We start from the raw sequence: 16,363 nt of genomic DNA, 5'->3' as shown, positions 1-16,363 counted from the left end.
GGGCTGAAGAAAATCAGCGAAGTCGTGCCGGGTTATGACTTTGCCGGCGCCAGCAAGGATGGTTCGTACCAGGATGTCGCGCTGAACGGCGAACACTTTCTGAGCAGCCTGCGTCCGGTCGGCAAGACCGGCTGGTATCTCGGCGTGATGGTGCCGATGGCGGCCGCGACGGCCGAGGTGAATGCGACCGTCGGACTGCTGCTCGGCCTGGTGCTTGGCGGCCTGCTGCTGGCGGCACTGGTGGTATTTGTCGGCGTGACGCGGATGATGGCCGGGCTGGGCGTGCTGCGCGACACCATGCGCAGCGTGGCGTCCGGTCAGGGTGACCTGACGGTCAAGCTGCCGGTCAGGAGCCAGGATGAGGTCGGCCAGATCGCGGCCGCGTTCAACGAGTTCATGGGAACACTGCACGACATGTTCGTGACCGTGCGCAGCCATGCCGAAGACATGGCGACCGATGTCCAGCAGCTGCACGGTGCAGCCGACCGGATCGCCAGCGATTCGCGCAACCAGACCGAGGAAATTTCGTCGACGGCCGCGACGATCGAGGAAATCACCGTCAGCATCAACCATATTGCCGACAGCGCGGAAGAAACCGACGCCCTGGTGCTGCAGTCGAACCAGCACTCGGTCGAATCGCACGAACTGATGAACAGCGTGGCGCAGGAAATCGGCATGGTGGTGGAAACAGTCGGCAAGCTGCAGAACGAAATGCGCGGGCTGGCCAGCCAGTCCGAAGAAGTTCGCGGCATCGTCAACGTGATCCGCAGCATCGCCGACCAGACCAATCTGCTGGCGCTGAACGCGGCGATCGAAGCGGCACGAGCCGGCGAGCACGGTCGCGGCTTCGCCGTGGTGGCCGACGAAGTGCGCAAGCTGGCCGAACACTCGGCCAATGCCACGGTCGAGATCTCGCGCATGATCGACAAGATGGCGGAGCAGACCCAGCAGGCGATCGACTTCGCGCTGGCGACGCACACCCGGGTCGAGTCCAGCGTCGGTTCGTCACAGGAAGCCGCCGGCAAGATCGAGCAGATCCGCCTCAGCACCGAAGCCGTCGTGGCGCGGGTCAAGGAAATCTCGGCGTCAACCAAGGAGCAGAGCACAGCGACCAGTGACATGGCGCGCAGCGCCGAGCACATCAATGTTGCCGCCCAGCAGACCAGCTGCCAGGTGGAAACGGTGGTCGACACCATCCGTCAGCTGGCCGAGCACGGCAAGCAGTTGAAGGCACTGGTCGGGCAGTTCCGCCTGTAAATGCCCGACAGGCCATGATCTCCTGGTAGCAGGCGGTGATCTCCCTGTCACTGCCGCGCCACTCACCCCGGTCATCGACCGGGGTTTTTTTTTGCGGGTATGCTTGCCGGCCCGCCGCCCCGCAATTCATGAATTTCATTCACTAATGCATGCACGCTGGCGGGCTTAATCAAAACCTGATGGTCCCCTATGATGGCCGTCAGTCAAGTTCCCCTCCCTGCCCGTCGGCAGCCGGCTCCCCGGCCGCCGCCCCGTATACTGCCTCCCCCCCTGTTTCACCGGAGTTTTGTCATGAAAACCATTGGTTATGCTGCTTACAGCCCGGATTCTCCGCTGGCACCCCTGACGTTCGAGCGCCGGGCATTGCGACCGGATGACGTCGCCATGGAAATCCTCTACTGCGGCGTGTGTCACTCCGACCTGCACACCGCGCACAACGACTGGGGCTGGAGCTATTACCCGATCGTGCCCGGTCACGAGATTGTCGGCCGGGTGACCGCCACCGGCTCACAGGTGACGCGCTACCAGATCGGCGACCACGTGGCCGTCGGCTGCATGGTCGACAGTTGCCAGGAATGCGACCAGTGTCACAACGGTGAGGAACAACTGTGCCGCGAAGGTCATACCGGCACCTACTGCGGCCACGACCGCCATACCGGCGAACCGACCCAGGGCGGCTATGCCAAGCATCTGGTGGTACGGGAAGCCTTCTGCCTGCGCGTGCCCGACGGCCTTGATCTGGCCAGAACCGCACCGCTGCTGTGTGCGGGCATCACGACCTATTCGCCGCTGCGCACCTGGAATGTGGGCCCGGGCAGCCGGGTTGGCGTGATCGGGCTGGGCGGGCTGGGCCACATGGCGGTCAAGCTGGCGGTCGGCCTTGGCGCCGACGTGACCGTACTGAGCCGCAGCAACGGCAAGGAAGCCGATGCGCTGGCGCTGGGCGCCGATCGTCTGCTGGTGTCCACCGATGCCGGGGCCATGAACAAGGCGGCCAACGGCTTCGACCTGATCGTCGATACCGTGCCGGTCAAGCACAGCCTGGACCCCTACCTGCCGCTGCTCGACGTGGACGGTACCCTGGTCATCGTCGGCCAGGTGGGCCCGATGGCGGAAACCAATACCGTTCCGCTGCTGCTCGGTCGCCGCCGTGTTGCGGGCTCCCCGATCGGCGGCATCCGTGAAACCCAGGAACTGCTCGACTTCTGCGCGAAGAAGAACATCCTGCCGGACTGCGAAATGATCCGCATGGACCAGATCAACGATGCCTTTGAGCGCATGGAAAAAGCCGACGTGCGCTATCGCTTCGTGATCGACATGGCCACGTTGTCCGACGGACAGGCCTGACATGCAGGCCACGCCATCGCCATGCCGGCGGTGGCGGTCTCCGGGCATCTCCACGCGTTGCCCCCTGCGGATGTCATGGCGGCCGCGGCTGAAATATACTGCTCCGGTGTTGCCCGCTCTCTGTCCCCTCATTTCAACAGGACTGCGCCCCGATGCCGGAATTCTCCAGTCTGCTTGCCTTCGGTCTTGTCTCGCTCGGCATGGTGCTCACGCCCGGGCCGAACATGATCTATCTGATCTCGCGCTCGATCTGCCAGGGACGCATGGCCGGGCTGATTTCCCTCGGGGGTGTCGCGCTGGGCTTCGTGGTCTACATGCTGTGTGCCGCACTGGGCATTACCGCGCTCGTGCTGGCCGTCCCGTATGCGTATGACGCATTGCGCCTCGGCGGGGCGCTGTATCTGCTCTATCTGGCCTGGCAGGCGGTCAGGCCCGGCGGCCGCTCGCCGTTCCAGGTCCGCGATCTGCCGGCGGACAGCCCGCGCAAGCTGTTCATGATGGGCTTTGTCACCAATCTGCTGAATCCCAAGATTGCCGTGATGTACCTGTCGCTGCTGCCGCAGTTCATCAGCCCCGAAGGACATGGCAGCGTGCTGCAGCAATCCCTTGCGCTGGGCTTCACCCAGATCGTCATCAGCGTCAGCGTCAATGCCCTGATTGCGGTCATGGCGGGCTCCATCGCCGGGTTTCTCGCCGGCCGGCCGCTGTGGCAGACGGTGCAGCGCTGGCTGATGGGCACGGTGCTGGCCGGTCTGGCCGTGCGCATGGTCATGGAAGGACGTCGCTAGCAAACTGCCGACGGGTTGCAAAAAAGAAAGAGATCCTGCCAGTGCAGGATCTCTTCTTCATGGCCATCGACAACGGTCGTTTCAGACCCTTATGCCTTGACGCGATAGTGCTTGATCAGGTCATGCACGAGCTTTGCCTGCGAGGTCAGCTGAACGGCCGTCGCCGCACACTGCTCGGCATGCTGGCTGACCGCCTGCGTATCGTTGTCGATCTGGTTCATCCCCTGGGTAATCTCGTCGATCCCCACCACCTGCTCCTGCGAGGCCAGCGAGATCCCGTCGACCAGCAAGGACAGCTCTTCCGCGCTGGTCACAATCTGCTTGAGCGAGTCCGCAGTCTTGTTTGCCGTCTCGACGCCGACGGCCGTTTTCACGCTGGAAGACTTGACCAGCTCGGTGACTTTCTGTGCCGCGTTGGCACTGCGCGTCGCCAGCGAACGCACTTCGTCGGCCACCACGGCAAAGCCGCGACCGGTCTCGCCTGCCCGTGCCGCCTCGATGGCGGCATTGAGGGCCAGCAGGTTGGTCTGCGCGGTAATGTCGTTGATGGTCTGGATGATGGCGGCGATATTGTCTCCGGACGACTTGATCTCCTGCATGGCCGTCAGCATCTCGTCCATGTCGCGCGCACCGGTGACCGCCGCAGTGCGGGAGGTCTGGGAAATGGTTTTCGCCCGGTTGGCATTGTCGGCATTGCTCTTGGTCTGCGAACTGATCTGCGCCATGGCCGTACTGACCTGCTCGATCGAGGCGGCCGAGCTGCCCGCCCCTTCGGACAGTTCCTGACTCAGCACCGACATGTCCTTCGCATTGTTGTCGATGGCCTTGGCTTCCGTTTGCAGATTGCCGACCATCCGGTTCAGGTTGTCGACCATCTTCTTCAGCGAGATGCCGAGCTGGTCGGAGGGCGAAGTCAGGTTCACCTGGCAGTTCAGATTGCCCTCGCTGATCTGCTCGGCAAGGTTGACCTTCTCCTGCAGGCTGTCGCCCATGCTGTTCAATGCCGAGGCCAGCTTACCGACCTCATCATTCGATTCGACGGCAAGCCGGGTATCAAAGACGCCATACTCGATGCTTTTCGCCATATCAGCCGCTTTCCGGATCGGACGGGCGATCCTGGCAGACATCCGCCACAGGAACAGGCTGGCAAGCAGGATGATGCCGATGCCGGCACCAATCTGCAGCAGGGTGGCAAAAATGGAACGTGCCTTCACTTCGCTGTTCAGGCTGTTGACTTCGGCCAGCGCCACATCCTTCGGCACCTGGATCAGGACCGCCCACGGCTTGCCCGTCTTGCCAAGCGGAATCGGCGCCATGGCATTGATGGACTGCGAGGCATCGTCCACCCAGGTTTTCGCGTTGCCGGCCTTGATGTCATCAAGCAGCGCGGCCGCATGCTGTTCCCCGGCACCGGACGTGAACGGCTTGCCGATGCTTTCCGGGCTGGCACTGTCCGCGACCACCAGCCCGCGATCACTGAGAATCAGCAGCCGGCCCTTGCCTTCATACAGGGACTTGTTGGTCTCCTGGCTGATTTTCTGTACGAAGTCGAGGTTGTAGTCGGCCCCCGCCACCCCGGCGAATTTCCCGTTCACCATGATCGGTACCGACATGGTGGCCAGAAACACGCTTTTCCCCTGCACCACATACGGCAAGGGGCCAAGCACGCTTTCCTGCCCCGTCGTTCTGGGGCCGGTATACCAGCCGCCCTTGGGCACGCCATTTACGTGGGCTGCATCGGAGTCATATTCAACCAATGGCTGTACGGCAATAGTGCCACTGCCATTACGGGTAAAGTACGGAGTGAATCGCCCGGTCTGGGCATTATTGCCATTGCCGCTACCGGTGTGCTGGGCATCGTTGCCATCGACGGCGTTGGGTTCCCAGCAGGAATAGGTTCCGTTGAATTCCGGATTGTTGACCAGCACATTGTGCAAAATGGCGTTCAACTGCACGCGCCCCATCGGCACACTGCTCCTGGCCAGGGAAAAGGTATGGGCCATGGTGCGTGCCGCATCGAGAGCCAGATCGAAACGCGCCTGGATCGCACCGGCCTGGGCCGAGGCCAGATTGCGCAATTTGGCTTCCGCTTCACTGCGCATCAACTCGTTGGTGCGGCTGCTGACCATGGTTTGCGTCATCATTGCCGACCCGATATTGACGGCAAGCAGCGTGGCCGAGCTGATGACCAGTGCCCCGCCCGCAGCGAGGGCAATGCGTCCCTGCACGGATTGCAGGCTGACCTTACCGACTTTTTCCTTTAACCAGCTCATCGTGGCCTTCACTCTCTTGGATTAGTGCGCGCTGCAGCAGCCAGCCACCATGCCGGCATGCCCTGCCTGTTGCCGGTCGTCATTCTTCCCGGTCCCGGTCGACGAAACCGGAGATACTCACCACCCGCGGGTGGCAAAACCTGAATTCCGGTTCAGAGAGCCCGGCTCGACTGTCTGCCGGGGTCTTCCATGTATCCCTCAATCGGTATACCGGAGATAAATTAGCGCTCAAGTAGCAACACGACATAATCCATGCCGCTGTCCGATGCTTTCGGATTTGTGCAGCACAAGCATTTATAGCCCAATCCCCCAGCCCGGAAAGGTCGGGGGATAAAAAGCGATGTACGGGCGTGAGAATGACCGGACGACGGCAGGTGTCCGGATCACCGGGCCGTCACGGAAGGGGGGGCGGTCGGGGGGAAGGAAGCGGCGCGGCCTTGTCTTCTGCCCTGGCCAGCATGGCATCGCCGATTTCATGCTGTCCGCAAGCCCTGAGCGCATGGCCGGCACCGCAGATGTCCCGCGCCACCTCGTCCTGCCCAAGTTTGCTTTTGCCCACCAGGCGGGTAATGTCGATCTGCAGCCCGACGATCCGTCTCAGCAGCGCATCGATATAGTCTTTCGGACCATCACCCATCTTCCACGGGCTGGGCTGCGAGGCTTCGCGTGCCCGGGTCAGCCTGGCCACCACGCCCCTGACAAATGTCTCGTCATCATGAAAACGGATGTGTCCATGCGCATGGACCACGATGTAATTCCAGGTCGGAACTTGTCGGTGCGACTCGAGCTTGGTCGGATACCAGCCTGGCGAGACATACGCATCGCCAGCCTGAAAAACCACCAGCACCGGATCACCGTCCCGGAGGTCCTGCCATAGCGGGTTGGCGCGGGCAATATGCGCTTTCAGCACGCCGGACGCCCCTTCGCCAGCCACCAGCTCGAACGGAATGGCGTTGGCGTCCAGGCCATTGCGGCCATGCGTAATCAGAGTCCCGAGCGGATGCCGGATCATGCATTCATGCAGGGCATCGGTGTCGGGCTCATTGAAGCGGGCGGGCAGATACATGGGGCTCCCAGGACGGGATGGACGACACAAGGCATGACCGCCCCGACGAACCGTCATCGGGGCGGAGGGATCCGGCGGTGTTATCGCGGGTCGAAGCCGATCAGCGTGGATTCAATCACCGCACCAGGCATCATCTCCAGCAGGCCCCGGGTCAGCTGGTCGCCGGCTTCATGCAGCGCGGCCAGTGGCATGGCCGGCAGGCTTTCCAGAATGAACCACATCTGCGTGGCGTCGGCCCCCAGCCTGGTCCTGACCCCCTGCCGCCAGTTCCAGCGCCGGCAGGTCACCCCGATGTCGTCCCGCCACACGACTTCCCCGACCTCGGGGTTTTCATGTGCCGGTGCCCCGTCCTTCATGGTGTCGAACAGCTCCGTGCCATCCGCAATGGCCAGCCGGGGGGCGCCGGCATAGGCGGCAAAATTCTCGCCGCCGACAGGAATCGCATACTCAATGCTGATGGCGTTATACAGATCAACAATGGGGTCAATACTTGGCATGCTGCCATCCCGCAGCACCCGCTTGCGCAAGGCTTCGGCGGAGCACGGGGTCCGCTGCGGCTTGGCGCCGAACTGCCGGAACACCTCCGCCCAGGCCTGCAGGTGGGCTTCTGCCCAGGCAGCACCGCCGGTGGTCAGCGACTGGCAGGCCCGGCGCAGCGCATCGGCAGCAACGCCGGGATTGACGATGGGTGTCGCCTCGACACTGATGCTGAGAGCCCGGAAGCCGGGGGCGAGGCTGGCGATATCCGGATCGATTGACGGCATGACGGAGCGCATCGGAGAATCCTTTAGTGACTTATTTATTCCATGCTAACGACCAATGACCAAAAAAGTCAATATACCGACCGATTCCGGCGCCGATGTCCAGACGGTCAGCGAGGCAGTCTCCGCCAGGCTCAAGGCACACAGGAAGCAGCAGAAGCTTTCCCTGGACGAACTTTCGCGCCGCGCCGGCGTCAGCAAGGGCATGCTGGTCGAGATCGAAAAATCCGCCGCCAACCCCAGCATCGCCATCCTGTGCAAGATTGCTGCGGCGCTTGGCATGTCGGTAGCGGATATCGTGAACGTGGCCAGTGCCCCTCCCGTGCACCTGATCGAAGCAGAACACATCCCGACGCTGTGGACCGGTCCCGGCGGAGGCACCGCGCGTCTGCTGGCCGGGACCAGCGGGCCGAACATGATCGAGCTGTGGCGCTGGGCGATGCCGCCGGGCGAGCGGTTTGAATCGCCCGGGCATCCGCAAGGGACTTTCGAGCTGTTCCATGTCGAGCAGGGGCAGTTGACGGTCAGAGTGGGCAAGACCGAGCTGATCGTTCCCGCGGGCTGTTCCGCCGTCGCCAGAACCGACGTGCCCCATCACTATGCGAATGAAGGCGACGCCGGGCTGATATTCACCATGAGCGTGGCCGAACTGCATCCGCAGGCAACGATACGCTGAGCGGGACGACGACCGGTCACGGATCAGCGCATTGCCCTGACGGATTGCGGGGTTTTCGGTTTCACCCGGGAACGCCCGGCGATATGGCAAAGCCGGCACAGTTCATAAACCAGACCATTGAGATTTTTCATTTTTGACATGGCTCCATTTGCAGTTGGCAAGGACATCCCTTGGCAACTGCACTGTGCCGGCGGTCTCAAGATAAGACAAATTAAACGTTATTAATTATCATTAGAAAAACTTAATAAGTTTTTTATTATACAAGCCGGATTTACCGGCATGAACGGGCACCGGCTGGCATTGGCAGCATCCATGCAAATGTGATGAAACTTCTCAGATTTGCTCAGTTTCAGCCTTCCGCACGTCCTTATACTCTTCATGAAAATCATGAAGATGCATCAATGCACCGGACGGCCACGAGCCGGATGGCGTGACCGTATGACATGGCAGGGCCGGTATCGACGGTTTTATCCGGAACCGGCACGTTTCAGGATGGCGCAACGCCAGTTCCCCTCCCGGAAATCCGACCGTCATCCCGCTTCGCGCTGCCTGCCTGCCGTCCGTATCCAATGCATTGCAATCAACAAGGACTACCCGTTCATGCCGTCTCTCCACGCCCTCCCCCGCTGGAAACCGAAGGCCAGCCACGCCGCCGTGCTGCTTGCCATTGCCAGCCTCATGTACGTGCCGACGGCGCTGGCCACGCCAGCCTCATGTGGCGCCATCGCGAGCGACAGCAATCTTGGCACCGATACCTACGACTGCACGGTTTCGGACGGCGCCAGCGTCAACCAGGCCAACGGGGCCGCGATCACCTACTCGGCACTCGCCGGCGCCAACGGGAATGTGGGTACCGGCAAGACACTGACCAACAACGGCACCGTCACGGCAAGCAACAACAAGGGCGGAAAAACCGCAAGGCCTATGGCATCCACTCCGACACACTGAATTTCGTGCCAGAAACCATGACAACAATCCGGCGCTCGGCGCGACCGCCGTCATTACCGCCCTGGGCCAGCTCGGCAGCGAGCACGACGTGTCCCGTGCCGTCAGCCAGACCCTGCCGCTGCTGACCGCCGGTGCGGCCCAGGCCAGCACGGCCGCTCGTCCGGCGACGAGTTCTTTACCGACCGCCGGGGCTGGGCCCGACCGTTCGGCAGCTGGGCCGATCAGGCCGACAAGGACGGCGCCAGCGGCTACACGGCCAAAACCTACGGCATGGTGGTCGGGGCCGACACCGAACTGAACGCCGCCAGTCGCCTCGGCGTGGCGGTGGCCTACGCCAGCAGCAAGGTCGACGGCAAGGACAGCGCGGCGCAGCAGCGGGCAGACGTCGACACCTACCAGCTGGTCGTTTACGGCAGCCACAGCCTCAGCGAAGCCACCGACCTGAACGTCCAGGCCGATGTCGGCGCGCACCGTACCAGTGGCGAGCGCCAGATCGCCTTCGGCGGGCTGAGCCGCACGGCGAAATCGGATTACAACAGCTGGAGTGCGCACATCGGCGCCGGACTGGCCCACACCCTTGCACTGAGCGAACGCACCTCGTTCACTCCGTCGCTGCGTGCCGACTACACGGTGATCCGCGACAAGGGCTACACCGAAACCGGCGCCGGCGCGCTGAACCTGAACGTGGACAGCAACCGGGCCGAGGAACTGATTGTCGGCGTGGACGGCAAGCTGTCGCAGACACTGAACGAGCGCACGACGCTGGTGGCGAACCTCGGCGCCGGCTACGACCTTCTCGGCAAGCAGTCGAGCATCGTCTCCGCCTTTGCCGGCACGCCATCGGCCGCATTCACCACCAAGGGCATCGAACCGAGCAAGTGGCTGGGGCGCGGCGGTCTGGGACTGGTAAACAAGGTCAATGACTCGCTGGAGCTGTCGGCACGCTACGACATCGAGTTCCGTGAGGGCTTCACCAACCAGACCGCCTCGGTCAAGGCACGCTGGATGTTCTGATCCGGCGCCATGGCCATCACGACATCGGGTCAGGGACGTCAGCCGGCGCCCTGGCCTGATTGTCGGCGCAGCACAGGGATCATGACGCCGGCGTTTTCATTATCCGTTCGTGATATGACCCGGCCACACTCATGCGCAGACGGAAACGTCAGCCATGAGCCGGTCAATCCGGAAAGACACCGGCCCGGCCGAAATCAGCCCTGCGGCATCAGCCCTGGCTGAAAACCGGAATCGCGATGCAACGACAGCCTTCTTTGCGCGAGCAGAATTTCCCTTCACCGGGGTGGCCGGTCGGCGGGGGATCATCCCAGCGAAAGACCTTGCCGTAGTTGACCATGCAGCGTTCGCACACACCCTCGTCGTTACTGCTCGACCACCGGTAGCTGGTGATTCCCAGCGCAAGCTGCCTTGCTTTTTCTTCTTCGGCAGCGGCCCTGCGCCCGTCCACCGTCAGAAAAATGTCATCCTTTCTCTGCACCATCAAGCACCTACCATTTTGAGAATTTTCACATCCTATCCGACAGAAATTAGGAAGCCATTATTTTTTGTCCGGTTGGCCATTTCAGCGACGATGGCCCAACCCTGATGGGGTGGCGATCACAGGAGGTTCAGGCTGGCGGTCAGTTGCAGCAGGGGCTTGATCCGCGGCGGCAGGCTACCCGTTGCGGGCAGCCTGCCGGTTCGTCAACACTGGAAACGGCGTACGGCGCGGTGCAAGGTGGTGGCGACTTGTTCCAGCTCGCTGGCCGACGTCGCCGTAGCGGTCATGCTGCCGCTGGTCTCCTCTGCCGCCTGGGCGATATTCTCGACCTGCTGGGCCAGCGAGTTGCTTGCCGAGCGCTGTTCCCGCGCTGCGCTGGCCACATCGGCAACCAGCTGACTGGCCTGGGCGGCGCCATCGGCAATTTTCTTGAGCACATCGGCGGACTGACTCACCTCACCAACGCTGTGATCGGCCTGGGTCGCCGCATGATGCATGGCGCCGACGGCGCCTTCCGTTTCGGTCTGGATGGCAGACAGGGTGCGCTCGATCTCGCTCGTGGCTGACGACGTGCGTTCGGCCAGCTTGCGCACTTCGTCCGCGACAACGGCGAAGCCACGGCCGGTCTCGCCCGCTCGTGCGGCTTCGATCGCCGCATTCAGGGCCAGCAGATTGGTCTGATCGGCAATGTCCTTGATGGTGGCAGCAATGGAGCCGACCTCCCGGGCGCGATGGTCGAGACCATTGATGCGCTCTACCGCTTCGTGAATCGCCGCACTGAGCATCCCCATGCTGGCGACCGCCGCATTGACCTGCTTTTCACCCAGTGCCGCCGCGTTGACCGTGGTATTGGCGAACTGCTCGGTCTCGGAAGCATTGTCCGAAATGTGGGAAATGCTGACGGTCAGTTCTTCCATGGCCGCAGCCATGCCCTGGGTGGAGGCTACCTGGCTGGTGGCCGCCTCGGCAACGGTGCTGCTGGATGCGCGAATATGCCGGGAGGCCGTGGAGATATGCTCGGCACCGGAGTGGATCTCGGCAATCAGGCTGCGCAATGCCTGAATCAGGCCATTGAGTTCGGCCAGCAGACTGTCATTGCGGGCGGTCTTCAATTCGACAGTGAGGTCCCCGCCCGCCACCTGCTTCATTACCTGCATGGCGTGTACCGGCTCGCCCCCCAGCTGGCGAAGGACGGATTGCGAAATGAACAGGATGACCCCGAATACCGCCACGGCAAGAACAAGGATCACCACGCCAAACATGAGCAGGCTGTGGCGAAATGCGGCATCGATATCGTCAACATACAAGCCGGCACCGATAACCCAGTTCCATCCATCGATATTGGTGGCATAGGCCATTTTCGGCGACGCTTCGGTCTGACCGGCGCGCGGATAGTCGTAGGCGGTAAAATCTCCACCTGCACGCCCTGCCGCAACAATATTGCGAATCAGAGGCACACCCTTGGCATCTTTTACGTCAATTCTTGACTGACCTTCTTTTTCCGGAGAAGGCGGAAGCAATACCGTGATGCCATCGTAGGTGTAAATGAAGAAATAATTGTCACCCTGGAATTTGGTGGCACGCAAAGCTTCGCGAGCCTGATCCCTGGCCTGCTGAGCTGAAAGCTTCCCTTTCTTTTCCAGCCCCTGATAATACCCAACCTGGCTACGCGCCGATTCAACTAATGACTTGAGCATGATCATCCGCTCATCATAGGTTTTGGTGCGCTCATGAAGAGCGGACCACACGCCCAGCACCAGTAATCCAGCCAGGGCGATCAGCCCGATCCCGATCATTCTCTTTTTGAGGCTCATGCTCGCAAACATCTGTATTTCCAGTAATTTTCGAATGAATTCAAGTCATTTCCTGAATAAACAGGTAAACGACAGTACAGAAAACAGGCTGACCGGCTTTCCCGTGAGCGGCAGGCAGCGGGTCAGATTTCTGGAATCATCACTGGTCTTCCCGATGTCCGTCAGTTCAAGCACATCGGCGATACAGGCCGTACTGGCTCATTCGGGATAATGAAACGACAGGCTGCGCCGCGCAATAGCAAATCTTCCCCGTTCTGGTATCCGGTTATCAATCAGCAATGGCGGCAGGTCGGGAATGATTATTATCCCGGGGCCTCATCCGTACCCATCAGGTTTCAATATTCATTCTGCCATCGTGCAAATACGGAAACGCCCGCTGATTCAGCGCGGCCGAAACGAAAGGCGCCGACAAATTGCAGACCACCCCGGTTGCTTCCCGGAGCGATATGACGCCATATGTATCCGGCTGCGCCGATTGTCGTGACCAGCAAGGCAATAAACGCGTATCAGCGCCCGTGGTACCGCGTCACCATGGCGTCGCAGTCAGCGCTTTCAGTCTGACGACCGGGTTTTTCATGGTAGCGGCGAGACTGCCCACATAGCCGCCGGGCAGCGTCAGGGCATGCAGATGCCAGCCGGCATCCCCGGCGACGCGCCATGCGGCGTCACCGTATTCGAGGCGGATGTCTGCGGGTGACTGGCTCAGACCTTCACCCGTGCCCTTCACATAGGCTTCCCTGAGCGTCCACAGGCGCAGGAACTGGCGGTGACCGTCGGGGTCCGGCATCCGGCGCAATACCGGCAACTCGTCCGGATGGCAGCAGGCCGGCGCCAGTTCGCGCCAGTCCAGCGGGCGATCCAGATGCTCCAGATCGACACCCAGCGGCGTCCTGCCCAGCGCGATCAGCGCCAGTTGGCCACTGTGGCTGACATTGAACTCCAGACGAGGGAGAGAAGCGGCCAGACGGGGCTTGCCGTGATGGCCTTCCTCCAGGCCGATGGCCAGCGGTGGCAGGCCAAGGCAGTGGCCCAGCACCTGGCGCAGGGCGGCGCGGGTCTGCACGAAGCTGTGGCGCGCATGCCGGCACCGGTAGCGGCGCGCCCGTGCCTGCTCGTCCGGACTCAGCCGATCCGGAGAAGCCCATGCCTGGTCGAGGTGAAGCAGCCAGACATGGATATCGCACTCAGGCACGCCCGGCGCCCGTATCCGCCAGTCCCGCCGCGCCCCCTCCCCGCGCCTCGCGCCCGTGCAGGTGCAGGGCGGTCACCAGTGCGACCAGCGCCAGGGCGGCACCGCAGAGAAAACCACCGGCATAGCCGATCTGAGCGGTAAGCGTGACCAGAAAGGAGGACGCCAGCATTTCCCCCAGGTCGCGGGTGCTTTGTACCGCGGTGACGTCGGTACCGGCCTGATCGCCCTGACCGGCAAAACGCATCGCCGCGGTCAGCATCGCCACCGAGGTAATGCCGGTGGCCAGCGAGCCGACAAGCACGCATGTCCAGGCCAGCCCCGCGCCCAGTGGCAGCCAGTGACCGGCCTGCAGGTACCAGAGCAGCGCCGAGCAGCCGGCGAGCACCACACCGAGGGCGAAGCCATGCCAGAGACCGACCCGCTTCACCAGCCAGGCGCCACCGCCGCAACCGAGAAATACCGTGACCAGACCGCCGCTCATGCCGAGTCGGCCGATATCCTCCAGCGCCCAGCCGGCATCGTTCAGGTACAGCTTGGACAGGCCAAAGCCGGACACCGCAGTCATGGCCGAGAGCAGCGCCAGCAGCAGCAGCGCAGGTGCCATCGGGCGGCGCAGGAAGCGCAGCAGGCTGGCCCGGCTGGGCGGCACAGGCGGCTGCTCGCGGGGATCGCCGCGGCCCAGTGCGCAGGCCAGGCACAGGCTCAGCAGCGGCACGCAGGCGATCGCCAGAAATGCCGTGCGCTGGCCGAAGAGGCCGGTGAGCATCAGGCTGCCGGCGCCGCCGCCGAAGAAGCCGATCATGACCCCCGCGATCTGCACCGCATTGACCTTGGCCAGCAGCCTGCCGCTGAAGTGCTCGGCCGCCATGCCATCGGTAGCGATATCCTGGGTCGCACTGGCCAGTGAGGCCAGCGCCAGCAGACCGACTGCCCAGCCGGCGGTTTCCACGCCAAGGCCGGTCAGGGCGAGCCCCAGCAGGCAGGCCAGAACCACGCACTGCATCGGCAGGATCCAGCTGCGCCGCCGGCCCAGCCGGCGCGACCAGTGGTTGTCGACCCAGGGGGCCCAGAGGAATTTGACCACCCAGGGCAATCCCACCAGCGGCAGGAAGGCCAGTGCCTGCAACGGCGCGCCGTCGCGGCGCAGCAGGGTGGGCAGTGCATCCATGGCAAGGCCGATGGGAATGCCCTGGGACAGGTAGAGCAGCGCCAGGGTCATGACCAGGCGGCGGTGACGGTACAACTCAAGCATGAAGGTCTCCGGTAAGACGGGGGTGGGCAGACGCAGGCGTCAGCATCCAGGCGTGCCGGCAGAGCAGCACGCCGCATAACAGCAGCCACAGGTCAACGGGCGCGGCAGGCCAGTGACCACGGGCAAAGCAGGAAATCAGGTGTGCGCCAGCCGCGGCGAGACAGGCGAAGCCGGCCAGCCCCGACAGCACGCGGGCCAGCGGCCAGTCACGCGGCCCGGCCAGCGCCACCAGGCCGGCGGTGATCCACAGCCCGGCAAACAGCAGGCCCGGCCATGCCCCCGCACGCACTGCTGGCGGTGCGACCTGCAGCGCCAGCAGCAGCGCGGCCGCCGCGAGCACCAGACCACCGCAAACCCCCTGACCCAGCCGCCACAGCAGCGGCACGCGACGATCCGCCGTGCGGGCGCGCCGCTGCAGCCACAGGTACAGACCGCTGGCGCACAGCAGGCAGGCCCCCAGCCCCATCGCCAGTTGCAGGCCGCGCAGCACGGACGACCAGCCCGGGCCCAGCCACTGGTATTGCGCAAAGTGCAGCGGCTGCACGGCAATGAAGGCGCGCAGCCAGAACCCGCGGTCGGTGGCGCTGCGGTCGCCCAGCCAGGCACCGTCGGCAAGCCGGTACAGGTGCCGCTCGAAATTCGCCGTGCTGGGTACGCCACGGCTGACCCCGGCGATCTCCACGCTGCCCTGGCGATCGCCGGCATGCGCGAGCGTCAGACGCTGGGCGATGAAACCCGGCACGCGTGCCGCGTCCCGGGCCAGCAGACGGTCGAGGTCGACCCGCGTCGCCAGCGGCTGGCCCGACGCCGCAGGCGGTGGCGCCCCCATCAGTTCGGCGAACACCCGCTGCGGCTGCGCCGGATACACCACCGGCGCCAGCAGCAGGGTGCCGAGTGCCCCGAGCCCGCTGAGCGCCCCGGTCAGGCTGAACAACAGCAGCCAGGGCAGTCCCCAGAGCCCGATCAGTCCGTGGAGGTCGAACAGCGCCACGCGCAGGCTGCGGTCGCGGCGCAGGCGGAACAGATCACGCCAGCGACGGCTGTGCAGAAGCAGGCCGGTCAGGCACAGGAGAAACAGCACAATGCCGAACAGGCTGACCAGCACCCGGCCGGGGAAACCGGCAAAAAAGTGCTTGTGCAGGTTCAGCAGGATATCCAGCGCCGGGACCCCGGCCAGCACCCGGCCGCTGGCCGGGTCGAGATGCAGCCGGCAAGACTGGCGCACATCGCAGACGCTGAAGACATCGCGGCCCGGCCCCGGCAGCAGCACGCTCGCAGAAGCGGTATCGCTTCCCTCTTCCGCGGCACGCGCCAGCAGGCGCTCTACCGGCAGGGCGCCAGCCCCGGTAGCCACCGGTGGCCGCAACCAGTCGCGCAGGTCATCGTGGCCGAGGCTCCAGGCGCCGCTGAACAGCACCACGAACAGCAGCACGCCAGACAGTGCGCCGGCGCCGCCGTGCAGGGCATGCAGGACAGCGCGTGCGGGCATGGCCA

General features: G+C 63.5%; 13 protein-coding genes and 1 pseudogene. 7 read left to right on the top strand and 7 right to left on the bottom strand.

Going from position 1 to position 16,363, the window contains the following annotated elements:
- The 3 genes from ACYVG8_RS09495 to ACYVG8_RS09485 form a co-directional block, all read left to right on the top strand.
- Nucleotides 1–1,257, top strand: a 1,257-nt coding sequence (locus tag ACYVG8_RS09495; protein ID WP_460745617.1) for a methyl-accepting chemotaxis protein, incomplete at its 5' end; no start/stop codon positions are given.
- A 291-nt stretch (nt 1,258–1,548) separates the two neighbouring features.
- Nucleotides 1,549–2,604 carry an NAD(P)-dependent alcohol dehydrogenase gene (locus tag ACYVG8_RS09490; protein ID WP_028499001.1) on the top strand — a complete coding sequence of 352 codons (1,056 nt, stop codon included), beginning with the start codon at nt 1,549–1,551 and terminating at the stop codon, nt 2,602–2,604.
- Nucleotides 2,605–2,756: 152 nt separating this feature from the next.
- Nucleotides 2,757–3,392, top strand: coding sequence for a LysE family translocator (locus tag ACYVG8_RS09485; protein WP_028499000.1), 636 nt, complete (start codon nt 2,757–2,759; stop codon nt 3,390–3,392).
- Nucleotides 3,393–3,481: 89 nt separating this feature from the next.
- On the opposite strand, the gene ACYVG8_RS09480 is transcribed toward ACYVG8_RS09485, so the two are convergent.
- The 3 genes from ACYVG8_RS09480 to ACYVG8_RS09470 form a co-directional block, all read right to left on the bottom strand.
- Complete coding sequence (locus ACYVG8_RS09480) at nt 3,482–5,665, bottom strand: methyl-accepting chemotaxis protein (protein ID WP_051528793.1); 2,184 nt, start codon at nt 5,663–5,665, stop codon at nt 3,482–3,484.
- A 394-nt stretch (nt 5,666–6,059) separates the two neighbouring features.
- Nucleotides 6,060–6,731, bottom strand: coding sequence for an FMN-binding negative transcriptional regulator (locus ACYVG8_RS09475; RefSeq protein WP_051528792.1), 672 nt, complete (start codon nt 6,729–6,731; stop codon nt 6,060–6,062).
- An 80-nt stretch (nt 6,732–6,811) separates the two neighbouring features.
- Complete coding sequence (locus tag ACYVG8_RS09470) at nt 6,812–7,507, bottom strand: B3/B4 domain-containing protein (RefSeq protein WP_028498998.1); 696 nt, start codon at nt 7,505–7,507, stop codon at nt 6,812–6,814.
- 43 nt (nt 7,508–7,550) lie between these two features.
- Between ACYVG8_RS09470 and ACYVG8_RS09465 the strand changes: the two genes are divergently transcribed.
- The 4 genes and pseudogenes from ACYVG8_RS09465 (at nt 7,551) to ACYVG8_RS09450 (ending at nt 10,716) form a co-directional block, all read left to right on the top strand.
- Nucleotides 7,551–8,168 carry a helix-turn-helix domain-containing protein gene (locus ACYVG8_RS09465; protein ID WP_028498997.1) on the top strand — a complete coding sequence of 206 codons (618 nt, stop codon included), beginning with the start codon at nt 7,551–7,553 and terminating at the stop codon, nt 8,166–8,168.
- 600 nt (nt 8,169–8,768) lie between these two features.
- Nucleotides 8,769–9,116 (top strand): hypothetical protein, encoded by a 348-nt coding sequence (locus ACYVG8_RS09460; RefSeq protein WP_156952500.1) that lies wholly within the window; start codon nt 8,769–8,771, stop codon nt 9,114–9,116.
- Between the two features lie 198 nt (nt 9,117–9,314).
- Nucleotides 9,315–10,130, top strand: a pseudogene (locus tag ACYVG8_RS09455) (autotransporter outer membrane beta-barrel domain-containing protein); the annotation flags it as partial.
- Between the two features lie 154 nt (nt 10,131–10,284).
- A complete protein-coding gene (locus ACYVG8_RS09450) occupies nt 10,285–10,716 on the top strand; it encodes a hypothetical protein (RefSeq protein ID WP_460745614.1) in 432 nt (143 codons plus the stop codon).
- A gap of 98 nt (nt 10,717–10,814) precedes the next feature.
- Here ACYVG8_RS09450 and ACYVG8_RS09445 read toward each other — a convergent pair whose 3' ends face one another.
- The 4 genes from ACYVG8_RS09445 to ACYVG8_RS09430 all read right to left on the bottom strand — a co-directional run bounded on the left by ACYVG8_RS09445 (nt 10,815) and on the right by ACYVG8_RS09430 (nt 16,358).
- Nucleotides 10,815–12,437 carry a methyl-accepting chemotaxis protein gene (locus tag ACYVG8_RS09445; RefSeq protein ID WP_460745612.1) on the bottom strand — a complete coding sequence of 541 codons (1,623 nt, stop codon included), beginning with the start codon at nt 12,435–12,437 and terminating at the stop codon, nt 10,815–10,817.
- Between the two features lie 514 nt (nt 12,438–12,951).
- On the bottom strand, nt 12,952–13,617 hold the full coding sequence (locus tag ACYVG8_RS09440; protein ID WP_460745610.1) for a 4'-phosphopantetheinyl transferase family protein: 666 nt from the start codon (nt 13,615–13,617) through the stop codon (nt 12,952–12,954).
- Nucleotides 13,610–14,869: a RhtX/FptX family siderophore transporter gene (locus ACYVG8_RS09435; protein WP_036385756.1), complete on the bottom strand. Its 1,260-nt coding sequence runs from the start codon at nt 14,867–14,869 to the stop codon at nt 13,610–13,612. Before ACYVG8_RS09435 ends, ACYVG8_RS09440 begins: the two co-directional genes overlap by 8 nt.
- Nucleotides 14,862–16,358, bottom strand: coding sequence for a PepSY-associated TM helix domain-containing protein (locus ACYVG8_RS09430; protein WP_460745607.1), 1,497 nt, complete (start codon nt 16,356–16,358; stop codon nt 14,862–14,864). The genes ACYVG8_RS09435 and ACYVG8_RS09430 overlap by 8 nt, the downstream gene beginning before the upstream one ends.
- Between the last annotated feature and the right edge of the window lie 5 nt (nt 16,359–16,363).

It is taken from the genome of Microvirgula curvata, assembly GCF_054781615.1.
The sequence above is the reverse complement of the archived record's forward strand: the minus strand, read 5'-3'. Positions and strand labels throughout refer to the sequence as shown.

Bases quoted from the DNA above. Each gene is read 5' to 3' on its own strand.
- ACYVG8_RS09460 (WP_156952500.1), top strand. From the start codon at position 8,769: ATGCCGTCTCTCCACGCCCTCCCCCGCTGGAAACCGAAGGCCAGCCAC.
- ACYVG8_RS09490 (WP_028499001.1), top strand. From the start codon at position 1,549: ATGAAAACCATTGGTTATGCTGCTTACAGCCCGGATTCTCCGCTGGCA.
- ACYVG8_RS09445 (WP_460745612.1), bottom strand. From the start codon at position 12,437: ATGTTTGCGAGCATGAGCCTCAAAAAGAGAATGATCGGGATCGGGCTG.
- ACYVG8_RS09465 (WP_028498997.1), top strand. From the start codon at position 7,551: ATGACCAAAAAAGTCAATATACCGACCGATTCCGGCGCCGATGTCCAG.
- ACYVG8_RS09435 (WP_036385756.1), bottom strand. From the start codon at position 14,869: ATGCTTGAGTTGTACCGTCACCGCCGCCTGGTCATGACCCTGGCGCTG.
- ACYVG8_RS09475 (WP_051528792.1), bottom strand. From the start codon at position 6,731: ATGTATCTGCCCGCCCGCTTCAATGAGCCCGACACCGATGCCCTGCAT.
- ACYVG8_RS09480 (WP_051528793.1), bottom strand. From the start codon at position 5,665: ATGAGCTGGTTAAAGGAAAAAGTCGGTAAGGTCAGCCTGCAATCCGTG.
- ACYVG8_RS09485 (WP_028499000.1), top strand. From the start codon at position 2,757: ATGCCGGAATTCTCCAGTCTGCTTGCCTTCGGTCTTGTCTCGCTCGGC.
- ACYVG8_RS09470 (WP_028498998.1), bottom strand. From the start codon at position 7,507: ATGCGCTCCGTCATGCCGTCAATCGATCCGGATATCGCCAGCCTCGCC.
- ACYVG8_RS09450 (WP_460745614.1), top strand. From the start codon at position 10,285: ATGAGCCGGTCAATCCGGAAAGACACCGGCCCGGCCGAAATCAGCCCT.
- ACYVG8_RS09430 (WP_460745607.1), bottom strand. From the start codon at position 16,358: ATGCCCGCACGCGCTGTCCTGCATGCCCTGCACGGCGGCGCCGGCGCA.